Origin of the sequence: Myxococcus sp. CA040A (genome assembly GCF_013336725.1) — a bacterium.
GTDB lineage: Bacteria > Myxococcota > Myxococcia > Myxococcales > Myxococcaceae > Myxococcus > Myxococcus llanfairpwllgwyngyllgogerychwyrndrobwllllantysiliogogogochensis.
This window is the reverse complement of record NZ_JABUMR010000006.1, coordinates 730,306-747,617: the sequence shown is the minus strand read 5'-3', so window position 1 is coordinate 747,617 and position 17,312 is coordinate 730,306. Positions and strand designations below refer to the sequence as shown.

16 protein-coding genes are annotated in these 17,312 nt (G+C 67.1%); 12 read left to right on the top strand and 4 right to left on the bottom strand.

The features are described from left to right. Nucleotide 1 precedes the first annotated feature (1 nt). From HUA75_RS29190 to HUA75_RS29180, 3 genes are all read left to right on the top strand, one after another. Entirely contained in the window at nucleotides 2-1,618 is a 1,617-nt protein-coding gene (locus HUA75_RS29190) for an acyl-CoA carboxylase subunit beta (RefSeq protein ID WP_141643951.1), read from the top strand. A 14-nt stretch (nucleotides 1,619-1,632) separates the two neighbouring features. Further along, nucleotides 1,633-3,642 (top strand): acetyl-CoA carboxylase biotin carboxylase subunit, encoded by a 2,010-nt coding sequence (locus HUA75_RS29185; RefSeq protein WP_174488231.1) that lies wholly within the window; start codon nucleotides 1,633-1,635, stop codon nucleotides 3,640-3,642. Nucleotides 3,643-3,857: 215 nt separating this feature from the next. Continuing rightward, nucleotides 3,858-4,934: a terpene synthase gene (locus tag HUA75_RS29180; RefSeq protein WP_141643953.1), complete on the top strand. Its 1,077-nt coding sequence runs from the start codon at nucleotides 3,858-3,860 to the stop codon at nucleotides 4,932-4,934. On the opposite strand, the gene HUA75_RS29175 is transcribed toward HUA75_RS29180, so the two are convergent. After that, complete coding sequence (locus HUA75_RS29175; protein ID WP_371746217.1) at nucleotides 4,898-6,058, bottom strand: MFS transporter; 1,161 nt, start codon at nucleotides 6,056-6,058, stop codon at nucleotides 4,898-4,900. The two genes, HUA75_RS29180 and HUA75_RS29175, sit on opposite strands and share 37 nt — an antisense overlap. Before the next feature lie 392 nt (nucleotides 6,059-6,450). Between HUA75_RS29175 and HUA75_RS29170 the strand changes: the two genes are divergently transcribed. From HUA75_RS29170 to HUA75_RS29130, 9 genes are all read left to right on the top strand, one after another. Then, a complete protein-coding gene (locus HUA75_RS29170; RefSeq protein ID WP_174488229.1) occupies nucleotides 6,451-7,473 on the top strand; it encodes an isopenicillin N synthase family oxygenase in 1,023 nt (340 codons plus the stop codon). A 283-nt stretch (nucleotides 7,474-7,756) separates the two neighbouring features. Beyond that, entirely contained in the window at nucleotides 7,757-8,116 is a 360-nt protein-coding gene (locus tag HUA75_RS48000) for a helix-turn-helix domain-containing protein (RefSeq protein ID WP_217446305.1), read from the top strand. Then, complete coding sequence (locus HUA75_RS47995; protein ID WP_174488227.1) at nucleotides 8,113-8,628, top strand: IS630 family transposase; 516 nt, start codon at nucleotides 8,113-8,115, stop codon at nucleotides 8,626-8,628. Before HUA75_RS48000 ends, HUA75_RS47995 begins: the two co-directional genes overlap by 4 nt. A gap of 60 nt (nucleotides 8,629-8,688) precedes the next feature. Then, entirely contained in the window at nucleotides 8,689-9,714 is a 1,026-nt protein-coding gene (locus HUA75_RS29155; protein ID WP_174488226.1) for a DUF2169 domain-containing protein, read from the top strand. After that, the gene (locus HUA75_RS29150) at nucleotides 9,714-10,760 is read left to right on the top strand and encodes a hypothetical protein (protein WP_174488225.1); all 1,047 of its coding nucleotides are present in this window, start codon (nucleotides 9,714-9,716) and stop codon (nucleotides 10,758-10,760) included. Before HUA75_RS29155 ends, HUA75_RS29150 begins: the two co-directional genes overlap by 1 nt. A gap of 10 nt (nucleotides 10,761-10,770) precedes the next feature. After that, complete coding sequence (locus HUA75_RS29145; RefSeq protein WP_174488224.1) at nucleotides 10,771-11,154, top strand: PAAR-like domain-containing protein; 384 nt, start codon at nucleotides 10,771-10,773, stop codon at nucleotides 11,152-11,154. 25 nt (nucleotides 11,155-11,179) lie between these two features. After that, a complete protein-coding gene (locus HUA75_RS29140; RefSeq protein ID WP_217446304.1) occupies nucleotides 11,180-11,818 on the top strand; it encodes a hypothetical protein in 639 nt (212 codons plus the stop codon). A gap of 22 nt (nucleotides 11,819-11,840) precedes the next feature. Further along, nucleotides 11,841-12,371, top strand: coding sequence for an SMI1/KNR4 family protein (locus tag HUA75_RS29135; protein WP_174488222.1), 531 nt, complete (start codon nucleotides 11,841-11,843; stop codon nucleotides 12,369-12,371). A gap of 43 nt (nucleotides 12,372-12,414) precedes the next feature. Continuing rightward, complete coding sequence (locus HUA75_RS29130) at nucleotides 12,415-13,290, top strand: type VI immunity family protein (RefSeq protein WP_174488221.1); 876 nt, start codon at nucleotides 12,415-12,417, stop codon at nucleotides 13,288-13,290. Nucleotides 13,291-13,433: 143 nt separating this feature from the next. On the opposite strand, the gene HUA75_RS29125 is transcribed toward HUA75_RS29130, so the two are convergent. From HUA75_RS29125 to HUA75_RS29115, 3 genes are read right to left on the bottom strand one after another with little or no spacing between them, the layout of a single operon-like run. Then, entirely contained in the window at nucleotides 13,434-13,805 is a 372-nt protein-coding gene (locus tag HUA75_RS29125) for a metal-sulfur cluster assembly factor (protein ID WP_141643972.1), read from the bottom strand. A gap of 2 nt (nucleotides 13,806-13,807) precedes the next feature. Then, nucleotides 13,808-14,908 (bottom strand): amidohydrolase family protein, encoded by a 1,101-nt coding sequence (locus tag HUA75_RS29120; protein ID WP_246137280.1) that lies wholly within the window; start codon nucleotides 14,906-14,908, stop codon nucleotides 13,808-13,810. 52 nt (nucleotides 14,909-14,960) lie between these two features. Beyond that, nucleotides 14,961-17,282, bottom strand: a complete 2,322-nt coding sequence (locus HUA75_RS29115; protein WP_254623920.1) for a PAS domain S-box protein — start codon at nucleotides 17,280-17,282, stop codon at nucleotides 14,961-14,963. Nucleotides 17,283-17,312 lie beyond the last annotated feature (30 nt).

Below are 17,312 nucleotides of genomic sequence, written 5' to 3'. Positions count from 1 at the left end.
GATGCCAAGAATCACATCGCGGGTGAACACAGGCTCGGAGTCGTTCCAGGCACAGCGCGCGGACATGCTCGGGCGCCTCGCGGAGCTGCGGGGCGTGGAGGCGAAGGTCCGCGCCACCGAGAACAAGGCGACCGAGAAGTTCCACAAGCGCGGCCAACTGCTGCCTCGCGAGCGGCTGATGATGCTGCTGGACAGGGGCTCGCCCTTCCTGGAGCTGTCCACGCTGTGCGGGTACGGCTACCACGACGACAGTGACGGCTCGCTGGCGGGCGGCAACAGCATCGCGGGCATCGGCTACGTGTCCGGCGTGCGGTGCTTCGTCTTCGTCAACAACTCCGCCATCAAGGGGGGCACCGCGTCTCCCTGGGGTGTGCAGAAGGCGCTGCGCGGACAGGCCATCGCGCTGCAGAACAAGCTGCCCATGGTGTCGCTGGTGGAGAGCGGCGGCGCGAATCTCATGTACCAGCAGGAGATCTTCATCCCGGGCGGGGAGACCTTCTACAACCAGGCGCGGATGTCGGCGGCGGGCATTCCGCAAATCACCGTGGTCCACGGCTCCAGCACGGCGGGCGGCGCGTACCTGCCGGGCCTGTCCGACTACGTGGTGATGGTGAAGAAGAAGGCGAAGGTGTTCCTCGCGGGCCCGCCGCTGCTCAAGGCGGCGACGGGCGAGGTCGCCACCGACGAGGACCTGGGTGGCGCGGAGATGCACGCCACCGTCGCGGGCACCGCGGACTATCTGGCCGAGGACGACGCCGACGCCATCCGCATGGCGCGCGAAATCGTGTCCAAGCTCGGCTGGAACGAGCGACTGGCGGCGGCCGCGCCCACGCTCTACGAGGAGCCGCGCTACTCGCCGGACGAGCTGTGTGGTGCCATCCCGGCGGACTACCGCAAGCCCTACGACTGCCGCGAAATCATCGCGCGCTTCGTGGACGGCTCCGACTTCACGGGCTTCAAGGACGCCTATGACGCGCACACCGTCTGCGGGTGGGCGAACCTCTTCGGCGCGCCCATTGGCATCATTGGCAACAACGGCCCCATCAGCCCGAAGGGCGCGACGAAGGCGGCGCAGTTCATCCAGCTCTGCTGCCAGTCGGGCACGCCCATCGTCTACCTCCAGAACACCACGGGGTATCTGGTGGGGACGCAGCCGGAGCAGGGCGGCATCGTCAAGCACGGTTCGAAGATGATTCAGGCGGTGGCGAACGCCACGGTGCCGCAGGTGACGCTGCTGGTGGGCGGTTCGTTCGGCGCGGGCAACTATGGAATGTGCGGACGACCGTTCCATCCGCGCTTCATCTTCGCGTGGCCCAACGCGCGTACGGCCGTGATGGGTGGGGAGCAGGCGGCGAAGGTGATGTCGATTGTCTTCGGCGAGAAGCTCGCGCGCGGCGGTGAGGTGGTGGACGAGGAGGCCATCCGCGCCTTCACCCAGCCCATCGTCGACCAGTTCGACAAGGAGTCGCACCCCTTCAACGCCTCGGCGCGGCTGTTCGACGACGGCATCATCGACCCGCGCGATACGCGACGGGTGCTCGGGTTCGTCCTGTCCATCTGCCGCGAGGCGGGGCGACGCGAGGTCAATCCCAACAGCTTCGGAGTCGCACGCCTGTGAGAGGAGCGAACGGGATGGAGCGTTTCAGCAAGGTCCTCGTCGCGAACCGGGGCGAAATCGCCGTGCGGGTGATTCGCACGTGCAAGCGGCTGGGCTATCGGACGGTGGCGGTGTTCTCCGAGGCGGACCAGGGCGCGCCGCACGTGCTCGCGGCGGACGAGGCGGTGCCGATTGGAGCGTCGCCCGCGAGGGAGTCCTACCTCGTCATCGACAAGCTCATCGGCGCGGCGAAGGCGTCGGGGGCACAGGCGATTCATCCGGGCTACGGCTTCCTCTCCGAAAACGCGGCCTTCTCTCGCGCGTGCAAGGAGGCGGGGCTCGTCTTCATCGGCCCGGACGCCGAGGCCATCACCCTGATGGGCAACAAGCGTCAGGCGAAGCTGCGGATGATTGCCGCCGGCGTGCCGTGCATTCCCGGCTACGAGGCATCGGACGCGGACGACGAGGCGCTGGCGGTGGAGGGCGAGCGCATCGGCTTCCCGCTGATGGTGAAGGCGGCGGCCGGTGGTGGTGGGCGCGGCATGCGACTGGTGCACGAGGCGTCGCAGCTCCGCGCCGCGCTGCGCGGGGCACGCTCGGAGTCCACCAACGCCTTCGGCAGCGGTGAGCTCATCCTGGAGCGGGCCGTCATCAACGCGCGGCACGTGGAGATTCAGGTCTTCGCGGATGAGCACGGCAACGTGGTGCACCTGGGTGAGCGCGACTGCTCGGTGCAGCGCCGTCACCAGAAGATTGTCGAGGAGAGCCCGTCCCCCGCCGTCAGCGCGGAGCTGCGAGAGCGGATGGGACAGGTGGCCGTCACCGCGGCCCAGGCGATTGCCTACAAGGGCGCGGGCACCATCGAGTTCCTCCTCGCGCCGAGCGGCGAGTTCTACTTCATGGAGATGAACACCCGTCTCCAGGTGGAGCACCCCGTCACCGAGGAGATTACCGGCCTGGACCTGGTGGAGTGGCAGCTCCGCGTGGCCTCGGGCGAGGTGCTGCCGCGCGAGCAGAAGGACATCACGTGGAAGGGGCACGCCATCGAGGTGCGCCTGTGCGCCGAGGACCCGGCGAAACAATACGCACCGCAGGCGGGGAGGCTGTTGACGTGGCGGCTGCCCTCGCGCGAGGGCGTGCGAATCGACCATGGCGTGCGCGAGGGGCAGGACATTCCGCCCTTCTACGACTCCATGCAGGCGAAGGTGATTGCGTACGGCTCGGACCGGGAGCAGGCGCGGCGGCGACTGGTGGAGGCGCTGCACGAGCTCACCGTATTCGGTGTCACCACGAACAAGGCCCTGCTGCTCCACGTGCTGCAGGACGGGACATTCCGCTCCGGCGTCTACGACACGGGCTTCATCGGCAAGCACGCGGACGGCGCGACGCTGGCGCGACTGTACGAGACGACTCCCCGTGAGCGGGCGCTGGCGGCGACGGCCCTCTTCCACGATGAGGCGCAGGTCCTCGCGAAGAGGAGCGGGCTGGACGGCTCGCTGGTGAACTGGAACACCGCGTACACGCATCCGGTGGCGATGACGCTGGAGGACCGGAACGGTGAGTCGAAGGTCTCCGTGCGGCCGGTGTCTCCGTCGCAGTACGAGGTGAGCGCGGGCGGCGAGTCGTTCGAAGTCGGCGTGTTGGGGTTGGCGGACAGCGTGTTCGACTACTCCGTTGCCGGGGCGCGTGGCCGGGCGCGCTATCTCCGGAGCGGGGACTCGCTCTGGTTGGATTTGGGCGTCGGGGCACGCCGCCTCACGGACGTGACGTTTCGTCCGGCGAAGTCGTCGGAGGGGGCGGGCACGGGCCGACTGCTCGCGCCGATGGACGGACGCATCCTGCGCGTGGATGCGAAGCCGGGCGACGTGGTGAAGCCGGGTGACGTCCTCCTCGTGCTGGAGGCGATGAAGATGGAGTTCCAGCTCGCGGCGGACATTCCCGGTGTCGTCGAGGCGGTGAATGCCTCGGCGGGTGGACAGGTGTCCGCGAAGCAGTTGCTCGTGGTGCTCACGCCGGAGGCGAAGCCGAAGGAGCCGCCGGCCTGAAGTTGCGGGCAACATCGCGCCCCGCATGTCCCTTGTCCCGGAGTGCGAGGGGAATGTCCGTGACGGGACTCCCACCTGTTCTGGGGTCCATGACGTTCGTGGACTGATGAGCAGGTGCGGGCGCCCCGCGGGACGGTGCGACCTTCCGGTTTCGGAACGAGGTGCTTTCTCTTGGGGCCATCGTCGTCAGGAGACGGTGGACCCGGAGTCGTGACGTGGACCCCTCGGAAGCGCGTGAGAAACTGTCGCTGTACTGCCCCATCTCCCCGGAGCTGCATCCTCGCGCGGAGGAGGTGGAGGCGCGGAGCGTGGAGTGGATGACGCGTCACCGCATCTACCCCGATGAGCAGGAGTGGCTGCGGCTCTCCCGGATTCGTGTGGGGGAGTTCGTCGCGCGCATCATGCCTACGGGCACGGAGGCATCGCTCCAGGCCGCCGCCGACTTCGTCATGTGGCTCTTCGCGTTCGATGACGCCTTCTGCGACGAGGGCCGCTTCGGACAGCGGCCTCACGGGATGGCCGTTTATGCCGGTTGGTTGGGGCATCTGCTGGACTCGCCCCACGCGGAGGTGCTTCCCGAGGACCCGTATGCCCAGAGCCTGCGGGACTTGCGGCTGCGGATGGAGGTCCATGCGAGCCCGGTGCAACTGCGTCGCTGGTCCGACGCGGTCCGCTCCTATCTGTACTCGCAGGTCTGGGAGGCGGCCAACCGAGACGACCAGCGCGTCTGCGACGTCGACAGCTACACGGTGCTCAGGCTCTACAGCGGCGCGGCGATGGTGTGTCCCACGCTCATCGACATCGTCAACCAGCACGAGGTGTCCACCGAGGAGCTGGCGCGTCCCCTGGTGCGCGCGGCGGGCGAGATGGCGGGGACGATTGTCGTCTGGGACAACGACCTCATCTCCCACGAAAAGGAATCGCGCCGCGGCGAGGACCAGCACAACCTCCTCTCGGTGTTGATGCACGAGCGCGGCTGCTCGATGGAGGAGGCCACTCGCGAGGCGGTGCGGATGCGGGACGCGGTGATGGCGCTGTTCCTGCGATTGCTGGCGCAGGGACAGTCCAGTGCGAGTCTGGAACTGTCGCTGTACCTGAAGGGGCTGGGGAACTTCGTGCGCGCGAACATCGACTGGAGCAACCGGTCCGGTCGCTACTTCGAGCGAGAGGTGCGCTCCTCCGCGGAAGGCGTCGTGGCGCTCGAGATGCCTCTCGTGGACGTCACGACGCTGGAGCCGCTGCCCGTTCGCTCGATTCAGTGGTGGTGGGGCTGTGTGTCGTCGGAGGGCTGAGCGCTGTTCCGGCTCAGTCCGAGCACGGCGAGTCCCACGAGGCACAGGGCCGCGCCCGACGCGCATACGCCCGCCCAGCCCCAGTGGGTCCACGCGGTGGTGCCCAGCCAGGAGCCGCCCGCGCCGCCCGCGAAGTACGTCACCATGTAGAGGGTGTTGAGGCGGCTGCGAGCCTCCGGGCGCAGGGCGTAGACGCGCGTCTGGTTGGAGATGTGGTTGCCCTGGGCGCCCAGGTCGAGCAGCACGACACCCAGCGCGATGCCCCACAGCCATTGGCCCAGCGGCCACATCAGCACGAAGGACAGGAGCAACACGGCGATGGCCAGCATGTTGATGCGCCGTCCACCGTGCGAGTCCGCGTAGCGGCCCACGAGGGGGGCGATCAACGCGCCCACGACGCCGACGACTCCGAAGAGGCCGGCAACCTGGGGGCCGTAGTGCTGGGGGAGACTCTGGAGGTACAGGGCGAGCGTGGACCAGAAGACGCTGAAGGCGCCGAAGGTGAGCGCGCCGAGGACGGAGTGGATGCGCAGCACGGGCTCGGTGCGAGCCAGATGGACCAGCGAGCGCATCAGGTCCGGGTAGGGCATGGCGGCGACGGCCGGCTGCGAGGGCAGCGTGAAGCGCAGCAGCAGCGCGAGCAGGAGCATCATCCCGGCGGCGATCCAGAACATGGCGCGCCAGCCCAGGTGGGTGCCCACGAAGCCGGCGGCGGTGCGCGACAGGAGGATGCCGATGAGCAGGCCACTCATGACGGTTCCGACGACACGGCCGCGCTGTGCGGCGGGGGCCAGGTGCGCGGCGAAGGGCACGAGGAGCTGCGGGACGATGGTGGTGGCGCCCACGATGAAGCTGGCGAGCACGAGCCACGGAAGGGTGGGCGCGAGAGCGACGCCGACGAGGGCCAGGCTCACCAGCGCGGACATGGTGACGATGACGCGCCGTCGCTCCAGGCTGTCGCCGAGCGGGACGATGAGCAGCATGCCCGCCGCATAGCCGACCTGGGTCAGCGTGGGCACGAGGCCGAGCGAGCTGCCGGAGGCGTTCAGCTCCCGGCCGATATCTCCGAGCAGGGGCTGGTTGTAATAGAGGTTCGCGGCGGTGGCGCCGGAGGCGGCGGCCATGAGCCACACCAGCCCGGAGCTGAGGGTGGTGTGAGACGGTTCCGAGGGTGCTCGTGTCGACATGGGAGGCGCGGCGCACTCTCTTCCTGGAGTGCGCTCAGGTCCAGCGGCGTGTGAGGCGCGTCACGCCTGCTTGCTGGGTGCGGAGTGCGTGGGAGCACCGCGCGTGTGGAGGATGTGAGGTGTGCGCCCGGGTTCAACAGCGCGTGAGGCTCTCATCGCGCCTGTTAGTACTGGTGGTCGAGGGGCGCGTGGGAGCACCGCGCGCGTGGAAGCCGCGAGGTCGATGGGTGTGAGGGAGTAACGCCGGGCAAGGGAGTGCGCAGGGGTTCTCGTGGAGGACAGGTGTGAGGTCGGGCTCCACGAGTACGGGTCGGTGTAGGCTTCCGGGTATGGCTGGAGTCACCACCGCGCCGGAGCGTCTGCCCGTCATCGACATGTCCCCGCTGTTCGACGCGTCCCCTTCCGAGGCACGGAAGCGGGTGGCGCGCGAAATCGAGCAGGCGTGTCGTGACACCGGCTTCTTTTATGTCTCCGGCCACGGCGTCTCGGACGAGGTGCTCGCGCGGCTGGAGGAGGAGAGCCACCGTTTCTTCGCGCTGCCGCGTGAAGCGAAGGAGGCCATCGCCATGGCGCACGGCGGGCCTGCGTGGCGCGGCTGGTTCCCTCTGGGGGGCGAGCTGACGTCGGGGAAGCCGGACCGCAAGGAAGGGCTCTATCTGGGCACGGAGCTGGGGCCAGGGCATCCTCGGGTGAAGGCGGGCTGGCCGCTGCACGGTGCGAATCTGTGGCCGCCGGAGGTGCCGGGGCTGCGCGCGGTGGTGCTCGATTACATGGCCGGTGTCACTCGCGCGGCGCATGCGCTGATGGAGGGCGTGGCGGAGAGCCTGGGGTTGGAGCGGGACTACTTCCACCGGACGTACACGGCGGACCCCACGGTGTTGTTCCGTGTCTTCCACTACCCCGCGGAGCCCGAGCCCGCCGATGGTGAGGAGCGCTGGGGCGTGGGGGAGCACACGGACTACGGGCTGCTGACGTTGCTCGCGCAGGACTCGAATGGTGGGCTGCAGGTGAAGTCGCGGCGCGGGTGGGTGGAGGCACCGCCGCTTCCGGGGACCCTGGTGTGCAACATCGGCGACATGCTCGACCGGCTGACGGGCGGTTGGTATCGCTCCACGCCGCATCGGGTGAAGAACGTGAGTGGGCGAGACAGGCTCTCGTTCCCGCTCTTCTTCGACCCGGACTTCGCGGCGGAGGTCCAGCCGCTGCCGAATGTGGCTTCGGCGGATGTGGACGAGGACCGGGCTCGGCGTTGGGATGGAGCGAGCGTCCACGCGTTCGACGGCACCTACGGGGACTATCTGCTGGGGAAGGTGTCGAAGGTGTTCCCGCAGCTCGTGCGGCGGGTGCTGTAGCGCTTGCGAATCGGCGCACGATGGGCTGGATGCGGCCAGCCTTCACCAGCAGCTCGCGCACGCGTCGAGCGAGGGCGACGTGCTCGATGCGCACGGGGTCCAATTACCGACGCGGTGCTGGCAACCGTCTTCCGTCTCTTCGCCTGACTCTTCCTGAAGCCACACAATCCTACAACGGTGCTCATGAACGTGGATCGAGGGAAGCACAGAGCTTGACGCTTGGTGGGCCGGTTCCAGAGGGCTGGAGCAAGGCCGAGCGCGTCGGAGCCCGTAGATTGAGGCCATGGGCGCACCACTTCCGATGGACTCGAGGAAGCGGATTCTCGACGCGTACCTTGCGCGCGAGGAGTCCTGGGGCGATATCGCCAAGCTGTTTCGAGTAGGGGTCGCGACGGTTGATCGCCTCGTTGGCCGCTGGAAGCGAACTGGGACCATCACTCCAATGCGCCCCGGCCCTCGGCCGCACTATCGAATACCGGATTCGCAACTGGCCAAGGTGAAGCGGTTGCTGGACTCCAAGCCCGACGGCACGACCCAGGAAATCGCGGATGCCTACGCCAAGCAGACAGGTGTCAGGGTGAGCCGCCCCACTATGGGACGTGCCTTCATGCGATTGGGCTACTCGCCGCCACCCTCTCCATGACTCGTCGCTATGGGCGTGCTCGTCGTGGGAAGCGCGCTCGTGGCTTCGTGCCCATGGGCCGTCGCCAGGTGGTCACGATGATTGGGGACCTGACGCTGCAAGGAGTAGGGCCGGTGCTGACATTCGAGGGCGCCACCAACAGCGAACGCTTCGAAAACTACGTCCGCGAGGGACTTCTTCCCATCCTCAAACCTCACGACGTAGTCATCATGGACAACCTCAGCGCTCATCATCGGCCGACTGTCGAGGAGCTCATTCGTAGTCGTAGAGCGAGTCTTCTCTTCCTTCCTCCTTACAGCCCGGACCTCAATCCCATCGAATCGTGCTGGTTGAACGTGAAGACGTGCATGCGGGAAATCGGCGCCCGCACCCATATAGCCCTCCGAGAGGCCATGCGAGTGGCTCTCTCGACCGTGCGGCCTCAAGCGGGAGGGCGCATCGACGTCACGCGAGCAGTCGATTGGATACCCATCCTCGAGGCTTGCATCAGGGCTTCGCTTGTTTTGCGATGAACATCCTCGCGGACCCGGCGGTGTGGGCTGTAGGTGACACGCTTTAAGCTGCCGGGAGAGATGTGGGCCCTCATCAACGAAACGCCATACAAGGCAGAGGCTACAGCCGTCATCGACAAGATGGGGGAACGCCACTGGACTGTCGTGGCGAAGGGCACCTTCAACATCAACGATGATGGGAGCGTGCGCCTCGCGAAAGAGCAGGTCGCTCCCCTCTTGACCCCTGAGTACCGCGGAACACCTGGGCAATCGAGTTTGCTTTACGACGCGGACATGACTCCCTCGAAGCCGGGCACGGACATCATCCTGAATGCTTCGGCATACGTCAGTGGAGGTACGTCGGCGACGGAGGCCCCTGTCGCCGTTCGCGCCCTCACTCGGAATCGACTGCTCTTCGACAAACGGCTCCTGGTCCACGGCGAGCGGCGCTACAGGCGCGTGTTCGGGCAGGTGCGGCCCTCGTCTCCTGCCCCGTTCCGTTCTCTGCCCATCGTCTACGAACGAGCCTACGGAGGCTTCGACGACACGGACCCCGAGGGCCGCCGTCAAAAGCTATTCCCTTCGAACCCCATTGGTACGGGGATGGCCGCGCGTTCAGAGCACCTTGTCGACAAGCCAGTCCACAATGTGGAGTATCTCGGAGGCCACACGAAGACGACGGCGGGCCTGGGCGCGATTTGCAGCTACTGGAGTCCGCGACGCGAGTTGGCTGGGTCCTACGACGACACGTGGACACGCTCTCGCAAACCGCTCCTTCCCTGGGACCATGACGAACGCCATCATCTTTGTGCGCCCGCGGATCAACAATTGATGCCGCACCCGCCAATGGACCTGCGCTTCGAACTCGTGAACCTGACCCCCAAGGGCCTTCTCCGGCTCGCGCTGCCTCTGGTCTACCTCGCCTTTACCACCCGGTTCGCCAGATACCGGAACAAGGCACCCGTGGAGCACCGTGCCAGGTTGCACACAGTCATCATCGAGCCCGACAAGGCGAAGTTGATCCTTGTCTGGCACACGAGCCTGGCCTGTCATCACGATATCGACGACATCGACGCAACGGTCATCCGGGAAAAGGAGCGCGTCTGATGAAGAGCGCCACGATGGCCTGCATCGTTGGATGGGGTGCGCGGACTGTCGTGGGCCTGCGAGCCCCTCCCTCCGCTGCGGCGGTCCGCGCTGGAATCTCGCGCATCGTCGAGCATCCCTACATGGTGGACAAGGCCGGCGAGCCCTATCGGGTCGCGCTGGACCGTGAGCTGGACTCGCACGAGCGGCTTCCTCGAATCCGCGCCCTGCTCGAGTGCGTCATGGGCGAGGTGCTTGAGGCCGCCCCCCTTTCTCCCGCGAGCAAGGTGTTCATCTTCCTGGCCCTGCCCGAGCGGAGCCGCCACTTCTCGCAAGAGCACGAGGATGTGCTCGTGGCGCACGTCGCCATGGGGCTCGCGGGGCGTTGCCGGCCGGTCATCAAGTCGCTTGCTCTCGGGGACGCCGCGGGAGCGGTCGCGGTGCAACTCGCCGTCGAGGCCTGCGCGTCATCCGGTGCGCTCTGTGTCGTGGTGGGGGCCGATTCCGACATCGATGCCGATTTGCTCGAGGAGTTGGACTGCTCCGGACGGTTGATGAGCAGCGAGAACCGCTGGGGCTTCCCGCCTGGTGAAGGGGCAGGGGCCCTCCTGATCGCATCGCCGAGCACCGCGCGCTCGCTGAAGTTCTCCGTACTCGCGACGATTGATGGCGTGGGGTCCGCGCGGGAACCCCATCCCGATGGTTCCGACGGTATCTGCGTGGGGCAGGGGCTCACCGAGGCATTCCGGGGGGCGCTCTCGCGACTGGACGTGCGAACCGAGCCCATCGACATGGGGTACTGCGACTTCAACGGGGAGCGCTTCCGCGAGCGTGAGTACGCATATGCCCTGCTCCGTATGCAGCCTGGCATGTTGCGCGGTCCGTCTCGTTTTGTGGCGCCGTCGGATTGCTGGGGGCATGTCGGGTCCGCCACTGTGCCCCTGCTCACCGGGCTGGTCATCGCTTCGGGGATGCGCCAGTACGCACGGGGCCCTCGAGCCTTGGTATGGGCGAGCTCGCGGGGCCCCACCCGAGGAGCCGTCGTGGTGTCTCTTCCTCCGCGCTGAGGTCAATCGCATGCCTACCAACGTCTCCGTGAATCCCCCCAAGACGCCCGTGACCACGGACAGCAATGGCGTCTCTGCTGCCTCGGTCCCCAACGTGTGCAAGATGCCGGGGCCGCCCGCACCCTTCATGCCCACGCCGCTTCCCAACATCGCGAGATCGGGCGAATCACCCAAGGGCTTCACGAAGAACGTGACCATCAACGGGAAGCCCGTCGCGGTGAAGGGCGCGAGCTTCAGGAGCATGGGGGACATCGCGAGCAAGGGGACCGGTGGCGGAGTCGTCTCCGGGCAGACCCATGGGGAGGCCAGGTTCATTTCTCCTGGCTCGATGAACGTGAAGTTCGAGGGGAAGAACGTCCACCTGCTCGGCGACTTCACGACCAACAACGAGTAACGCGAAGAGGCACTCGGATTGCCCCATGCCCTCCAATTCCGCGAACCCAGCCCTCGGGACATTCCAGGCACCTGCGCCGCCACCCCTCCAGATGGAGCTCAACGTCGATTGTGGGGAGAAGTTGAAGGACTCACGTCCCGACAAGATGTGGGACTCATGTATGGTGGAGCAATTGTGCGCGATGGTGAAGGCGTACAACGAGTCTCCGCACCCGAAGAAGAAGGTCTCTCCAAGCTCCTCCCATCCGTCCTCGAAGTTCCCTGAGATGTCGGCCGACCAGGCGAGATTGCAGGACGCGGCTTTCAATGACTATTGCGATGGGTTGAAGGGGTTCACGGAGTCGTTCGCGAAACTGGTGGAGGAAAGAGGGAAGGACCACCCGGATGTGGCGGACAAGTTCCATGCAAAGTGCCAGCACGGGAAATGGGTCGGTGCGGGAGGGCCCGTGCCTGTGCCTCGGAGCAAGAGCAAGCTCGCCATGAACCCGGACCATGCCCATCCGGTGGGGCTTGGTGGCCCGACCTCCGGGCCCGCGCTTTCAAGCGGCCTCAAATGGGCAGACGCACGTGTGAACTGCACGGTGGGGCCGGCCATGGACAAGCATGACCCCGCTATTCATTCAGGAGGAATCAAGGCACACGTGTCCTGCAATTGTAGCCAGTGACTCCGTGTAGGAGCGCCCCCACATGACAGATGAAGAGCTGCGGAAGGTTATCGAAGCGACGCTCGATGCACAGGGCAAGAATGCGACGTTCCGCAGCACGCGCCGGCCGGACGCGGTCATGGCTCCACCCGCGCCTCTTGTGGAGGTAGCGGAGTTCAAGAAGGTCCTCGCGAAGGATGGGTTGACGCCGCCTCCCTCGCTGCTTCAGCTTCTCGGCGTCTGCAACGGTGTGCGTGACTACATGCAGAATCAGGACATCTCGCTTCGCTCCGTGAAAGAGATGCTCTCCCAACGTCCGGAGGACCTCTCCTGGTGGGACGATTTCGCGCCCGTCCACGAGCTTGTCTTCGCCTCTGGTGACACGAATGCCTTCGTCGGTTTTGATCGACTCCGCGCGGACTCGCGCGGTGAGATGCCCGTGGTGATGGTGACGCCCCGAGGGGAGCGGTTCGAGTACCGGGACCTGGAGGACTTCTTGAGGGCGCAGCTGCGGATACAGACGAACGCCCTGGCGGTCAATCAAGAGGACCGCGCGCACCTCGCGGACGACTGAGATGCCGTCGAATCCGCTCTCCATTTCGTCGCCTGATGCCGCGATGGAAGCACCGCTCGCGGAGCTCAAGCAACACCTGCTTCTCTTCGTCGAATCGCCACCGGGGCCGAAGACCGCCCGCGCCGTCTACGACCTCTACCGCGCGACGTGGGGCGAGCGCTTGACGAGATACGGCGCGACTGCCTTCGGAGAAGTCATGTGGGACTGGTCGCCAGCCGCGCAGCGGCGCTTCGAAGCGCAGGAGTTGCCTGAACTGCGTCGGCGCTCGCACTGGGGCTATGTGTTCTCCGATGGCCGCCCTCGTGACTCGTGGCTCTTCATGTTCCACGGCTATCGGCCGGTCATGGAGCCTGGCAAGGCCAGCTTCTTCCGCTTCGAGTTCGACTGGCAGCTCGAGCCCGGCCGCTTGCTCGAGTTCTCCGAGCAGGTGCTCTCCCTTGTGCGGTGTGTCTCTGGATACGCGGGCTACATGTTCCAGGGGCAGCCGCTCGGACCCTTCGGAACCAGCTCGTTTGACCAGATCTACGCATGGGCGCGCCGGTATTGGGGGGTCGACGTCGAGGACCTCGACGTGACGGTGGACCACATGCTGGAGGGCTACAAGTGCCCCAGTTGGCTCACCGTGATTGGCGAGCGTCTTGAGCGGCGGGAACCCGCCGCGGTGTCTGCGGCCGAGGGCTCCGCGTTCCGCGCGGTGCGCACTCCTGGGGGTGTCCTGCTCCAGGCGGGGCTCAGGCCCGTGTTGGGTGACCAGAACCGGCGAGAATCGCTCGAGGGCTATGCCGCCATTGCGCGCGCACTCGAGCCGCTCCAGGTCCAGCGGCATGGAACCTTTGGCGGCGCTCGCTGGGACGAGAGCCGGACGCGGGCGTGGCTCCGCCGCTTCACGGACCCGAGGGACTGGTCCTCCGTGTCGTGAGTGGTTGTGGTGGTCGAACCCCGCGGACAACGGGCGGAGGACGGCCTCCCCGCTGTCCAGGAAGGCTAGGTGCACGTCGTCGCCTCGACCTCACCGCGCGCCGCGACGAGCGGACCCTCGGGCCCGCCGCGCGTCCGCGTCGCTCAGCTCCCGCTCGTCGCCGGTGCTTCCGTGCGCGGCAACAGGCGCCCACCCAGCATGGTGATACGCCGAGCCGCCAGTCGCTCACGCGCCTCGGGCTGGATGTCCTGCGGCGTCCACTTCAGGTCGTGGTCGAACTCCACGTGCACCGACTCGACGCCCTCCTGACCCGTGAGGCGCTGCTCGATTTCCCGCATGAAGTACGCCGCCATCATGCACATGGGAGACGTGATGTGCAGCCGCACCGTCACCTTGCCATCGCGGTGCTCCACGCTCTGGATGAGCCCCATCTCTCCAATGCCCAGCGGCACCCCCGTCGCCAGGCTGCACGGGTCCGGAATCGACTGGATGCGCTCGCGCAGCGCCGCTTCCATCGTCACGGCCGCGCCTCCTGCTGGTAGCTGTAGGGCTTGATGTCGCCCCTGGCGCGCTTGCGCGAGAACTCATCGTTCTCGATGCGCTTCTTCACCGCCTCGATGTCCACCCCGGCGTAGCGCGCGTAGTTGTCGCAGAGAATCATCCGCTTCACCTCCGGCGTCACCTGCATGCCCGCCATCTGCACCAGCTCCTCGGGCAGTTGGAAGTCGTGCCAGAACTTGTGCAGCGCCGGCTGCGGGTGGCTGAACACCGTCCCGGAGCCCCACATGATTTTCGACGGGCCCGCCCACTTGAGCAGCGCGGCCAGCGACTCCGCGAACCAGCGCTCCCGCTTCACCAGCAACGCGCCCGTCACCTCCAGGTTGACGTACACGTTGGGGAACAGCGACAGCTGCATGCCCGTCTCGTCCAGGAACGCCATGCCGCCGTGGACGATTTCGAAGTTCAGGTCCGGGAACGCATCCGCCGCGCCGCCGATGTCGTCGACCTTGTACGGCTCCAGCGGCACCGCCCCCATCGGCAGGCCCTTGTGCACCGCGATGTTCTTGATGCCCAGCTTGCGCGCCCGCTCGAACAGGGGGAACGCGATGCTCGGGTCATCCATCCGCCAGCCGGTGTGCTTGAACGAGTCTCCCAGCCACGCCGCCGGATAGAGCTTCAGGCCCGTGGGCTTGAGCTCCTCCGCCTGCCGCTCCAGGTCCTCCAGCGCCGCCGTGCCCCGCAGCGGGTCCACGCCCGCGTAGACGAGGAAGCGGTCCGGGAAGCGCCGCTTGATGTCCACCGTCTTCTCGTACGAGCACAGCCCATCCGTGTAGAGCGTCTGGAGCGGCAGCACGTGGTGCACCGCCAGGTCGATGTCGCTCTCCACGAAGAGGATGTGCGCCAGCTCGTCCACGGACCAGTCCTTCATGAACTGGTCGGCCTGCGGGACGCGGTGCGAGTCGTTGGACAACCCGCTGTGCAGTCCGAAGATGAGCTGTGCCAGGGACTCGGCGTACTTCCCCGCGCGCCAGTTGGACGGGTGCAGGTTGTACGCATGCGTAACCGCATCGATGACGAAACCGCCGCCAATCACCAGGAACTCCCTTCGGATGCGCACCGGGAAATCCGGCGCGGTGAAGTCTCACTCATTCGTGGCAAGCCCGGCGACGTCAGGCGTCGACCGCCAGCACTTCTCCGACGATTTGTTGAATCATCTGCGCATCGAAGGGCTTCTCGATGCGCGGGTTCGGAATGCGCTCCAGGAACTGGCGCGCCCGGGTGGTGTACGAGCCACCGGTGATGAAGATGAAGCGCAGGCTCAGCCCGGGCTCCCGCTCCCGCACCCGCTCGTAGACATCCATGCCGGTGATGCCCGGCATCATCAGGTCACAGAAGATGGCGTCGAACGGGCCGCCAGAGGTCAGCTTCGTCAGCGCCTCCTCGCCACTTCCCACCACCGTCACCTGGTGCCGCTTTCCGATGATGCGCGCCAGTGAGCGGCCCACCGCGGGCTCGTCGTCAATCACCAGCAGCCGGCCGCTGCGCTCCGAGGACGGCGCGGCCACGGAAGGCACCTCGCGAGGCGTCGCGTCCGCGGGCGCGGGTGGCAGCTGCACCGTGAACGTGGTTCCCCGCCCCGGCTCGCTGCGCACGGTGATTTCACCGCCCAGCCCCTGGATGATGCCGTGGCAGATGGACAGCCCCAGCCCCGTGCCCGAGCCCACCGCCTTCGTCGTGAAGAACGGGTCGAAGATGCGCGCGAGCACGCTGGGTGGCATGCCGGAGCCGGTGTCGCTCACGTCCACCGCCACGCCGCCATTCACACCGGGGCGAACCCAGAGCGTCACCTGCTGGTTCGCCGGGTCTCCCTCGGGGATGGCCTGCGCCGCGTTCACGACGAGGTTGAGGAAGACCTGCCCCAGCCGGGACGCATCCGCGTGGACGAGCGGCACGTCCTCGTAGCGCTTGACGATTTGGGCTCGGGGCTTCAGCTCGCTGGACGCCAGCTTGAGGGAGAACTCCAGCGACTCCCTCACGTCCAGCAGCTCCCGCCGCTCCTCCTCCTGGCGGGAGATGTACTTCAAGTCCCGGACGATGTTGCGCACGCGCGTGGCGCCCTCGAGCGCCTCCTTGAGCAGCTCCCCGGTGTCCTTCAGGGACACGGACCAGCCCGGCGCGAGCGCCCCATCCGGCAGCATCCGCCCCAGCTCCCCACCCAGCCGCACCATGGACTCCATGGCCGACTCCAGATTGGCCATGACGTAGGTGAGCGGGTTGTTGATTTCGTGCCCCACGCCCGCCGCCAGCGTGCCGGCGAGCACCATGCGGTCCGACTGGAGGAGCTGGGCCTGCATGCGCTTGCGCTCGGTGATGTCGCGCGCCATGACGACCACCGCGCCCACGCCGTCGAAGTCGACGGGCAGGCCCGCGCTCTCCGCGTCGAACCAGGTGCCGTCGCGGCGCATGTACCGAATCTCGCGCAGCGGGGCCAGCTCGCCCCGGGCCACCACGGCGTGCACGCGCTGGCGCACCACGTCCAGGTCATCCGGGTGGACGATGGTCCAGATGGGCCGGCCCATCAGCTCGCTGGCGTGGTCGTACCTCAGCGCGCGCAGCAGCGTCGGGTTGACGTAGATGAAGCGCTGGTCCCGGTGGACGAAGATGGCCTCGGGCGCCGTCTCGATGAGCTTGCGGAAGCTCTGCTCGGAGCGGTGCAACGCCTCCTCCGTGCGCTTGCGCTCGGTGACGTCCTCGAAGGCGAACAACCGGTAGCGCGACTCGTCGCCGCTGGCGCCCATGGGCGTGGAGAGCCGACGCAGCATCCGCCCGTTGGCGAGCACCGCCTCGTCCCCGTGCAGCGGTGGCGGGGCGTCCGACTCCGCGGTGGTGGGGTTGAGGCGCAGGAAGGCCGCGGCCTCACCCGCGCGCAGGCAGTGGCCCAGCACGTCCTCGTGGGAGACCTGGCCCTTGCGCATCGCGCCTTCCAGCGACTCGATGCCCCACAGCTGGCAGAAGCGGTGGTTGGCGTAGAGGACGGTGCCGGAGCGGACCTCCACCACGTACAGACCCAACGGCAGGCTGTCGCTCATCGCCCACGGCGGCACCGGGCCATTCGCCTCCGCGACGGCGCCGCGCTCCTTGTCGAGCGCGGGAGGCGACTCCAGCCTTCTCACCGTGCAGTACAGCGGCCCACCCGCCGCGGAGCAGGCCGCGCTCCACACGAGCCACGCCCACGTTCCGTCCCGACACCGCCACCGACAGGAGAAGCGCATGGTGCCCGTGGTCCGCGCCAGCGACTCCAGCCGCGCCTCCACCGCCGAGAGGTCCTCCGGGTGGATGAAGCCCCGGGAGCCTTCGAGTCGCAGCTCCGTGGGAGACCAACCCACCGTCACGTTCCAGGCCGGATTGGCTTCCAGAATCCGACCCTGCGCGCCCAGCACCACGAACAACTCGGTGGAGAGCTCGAAGAAGCGGTGAGCCCACTGCTCCATCAACATTGCGTTCCTTCAACGCCCAGGGGC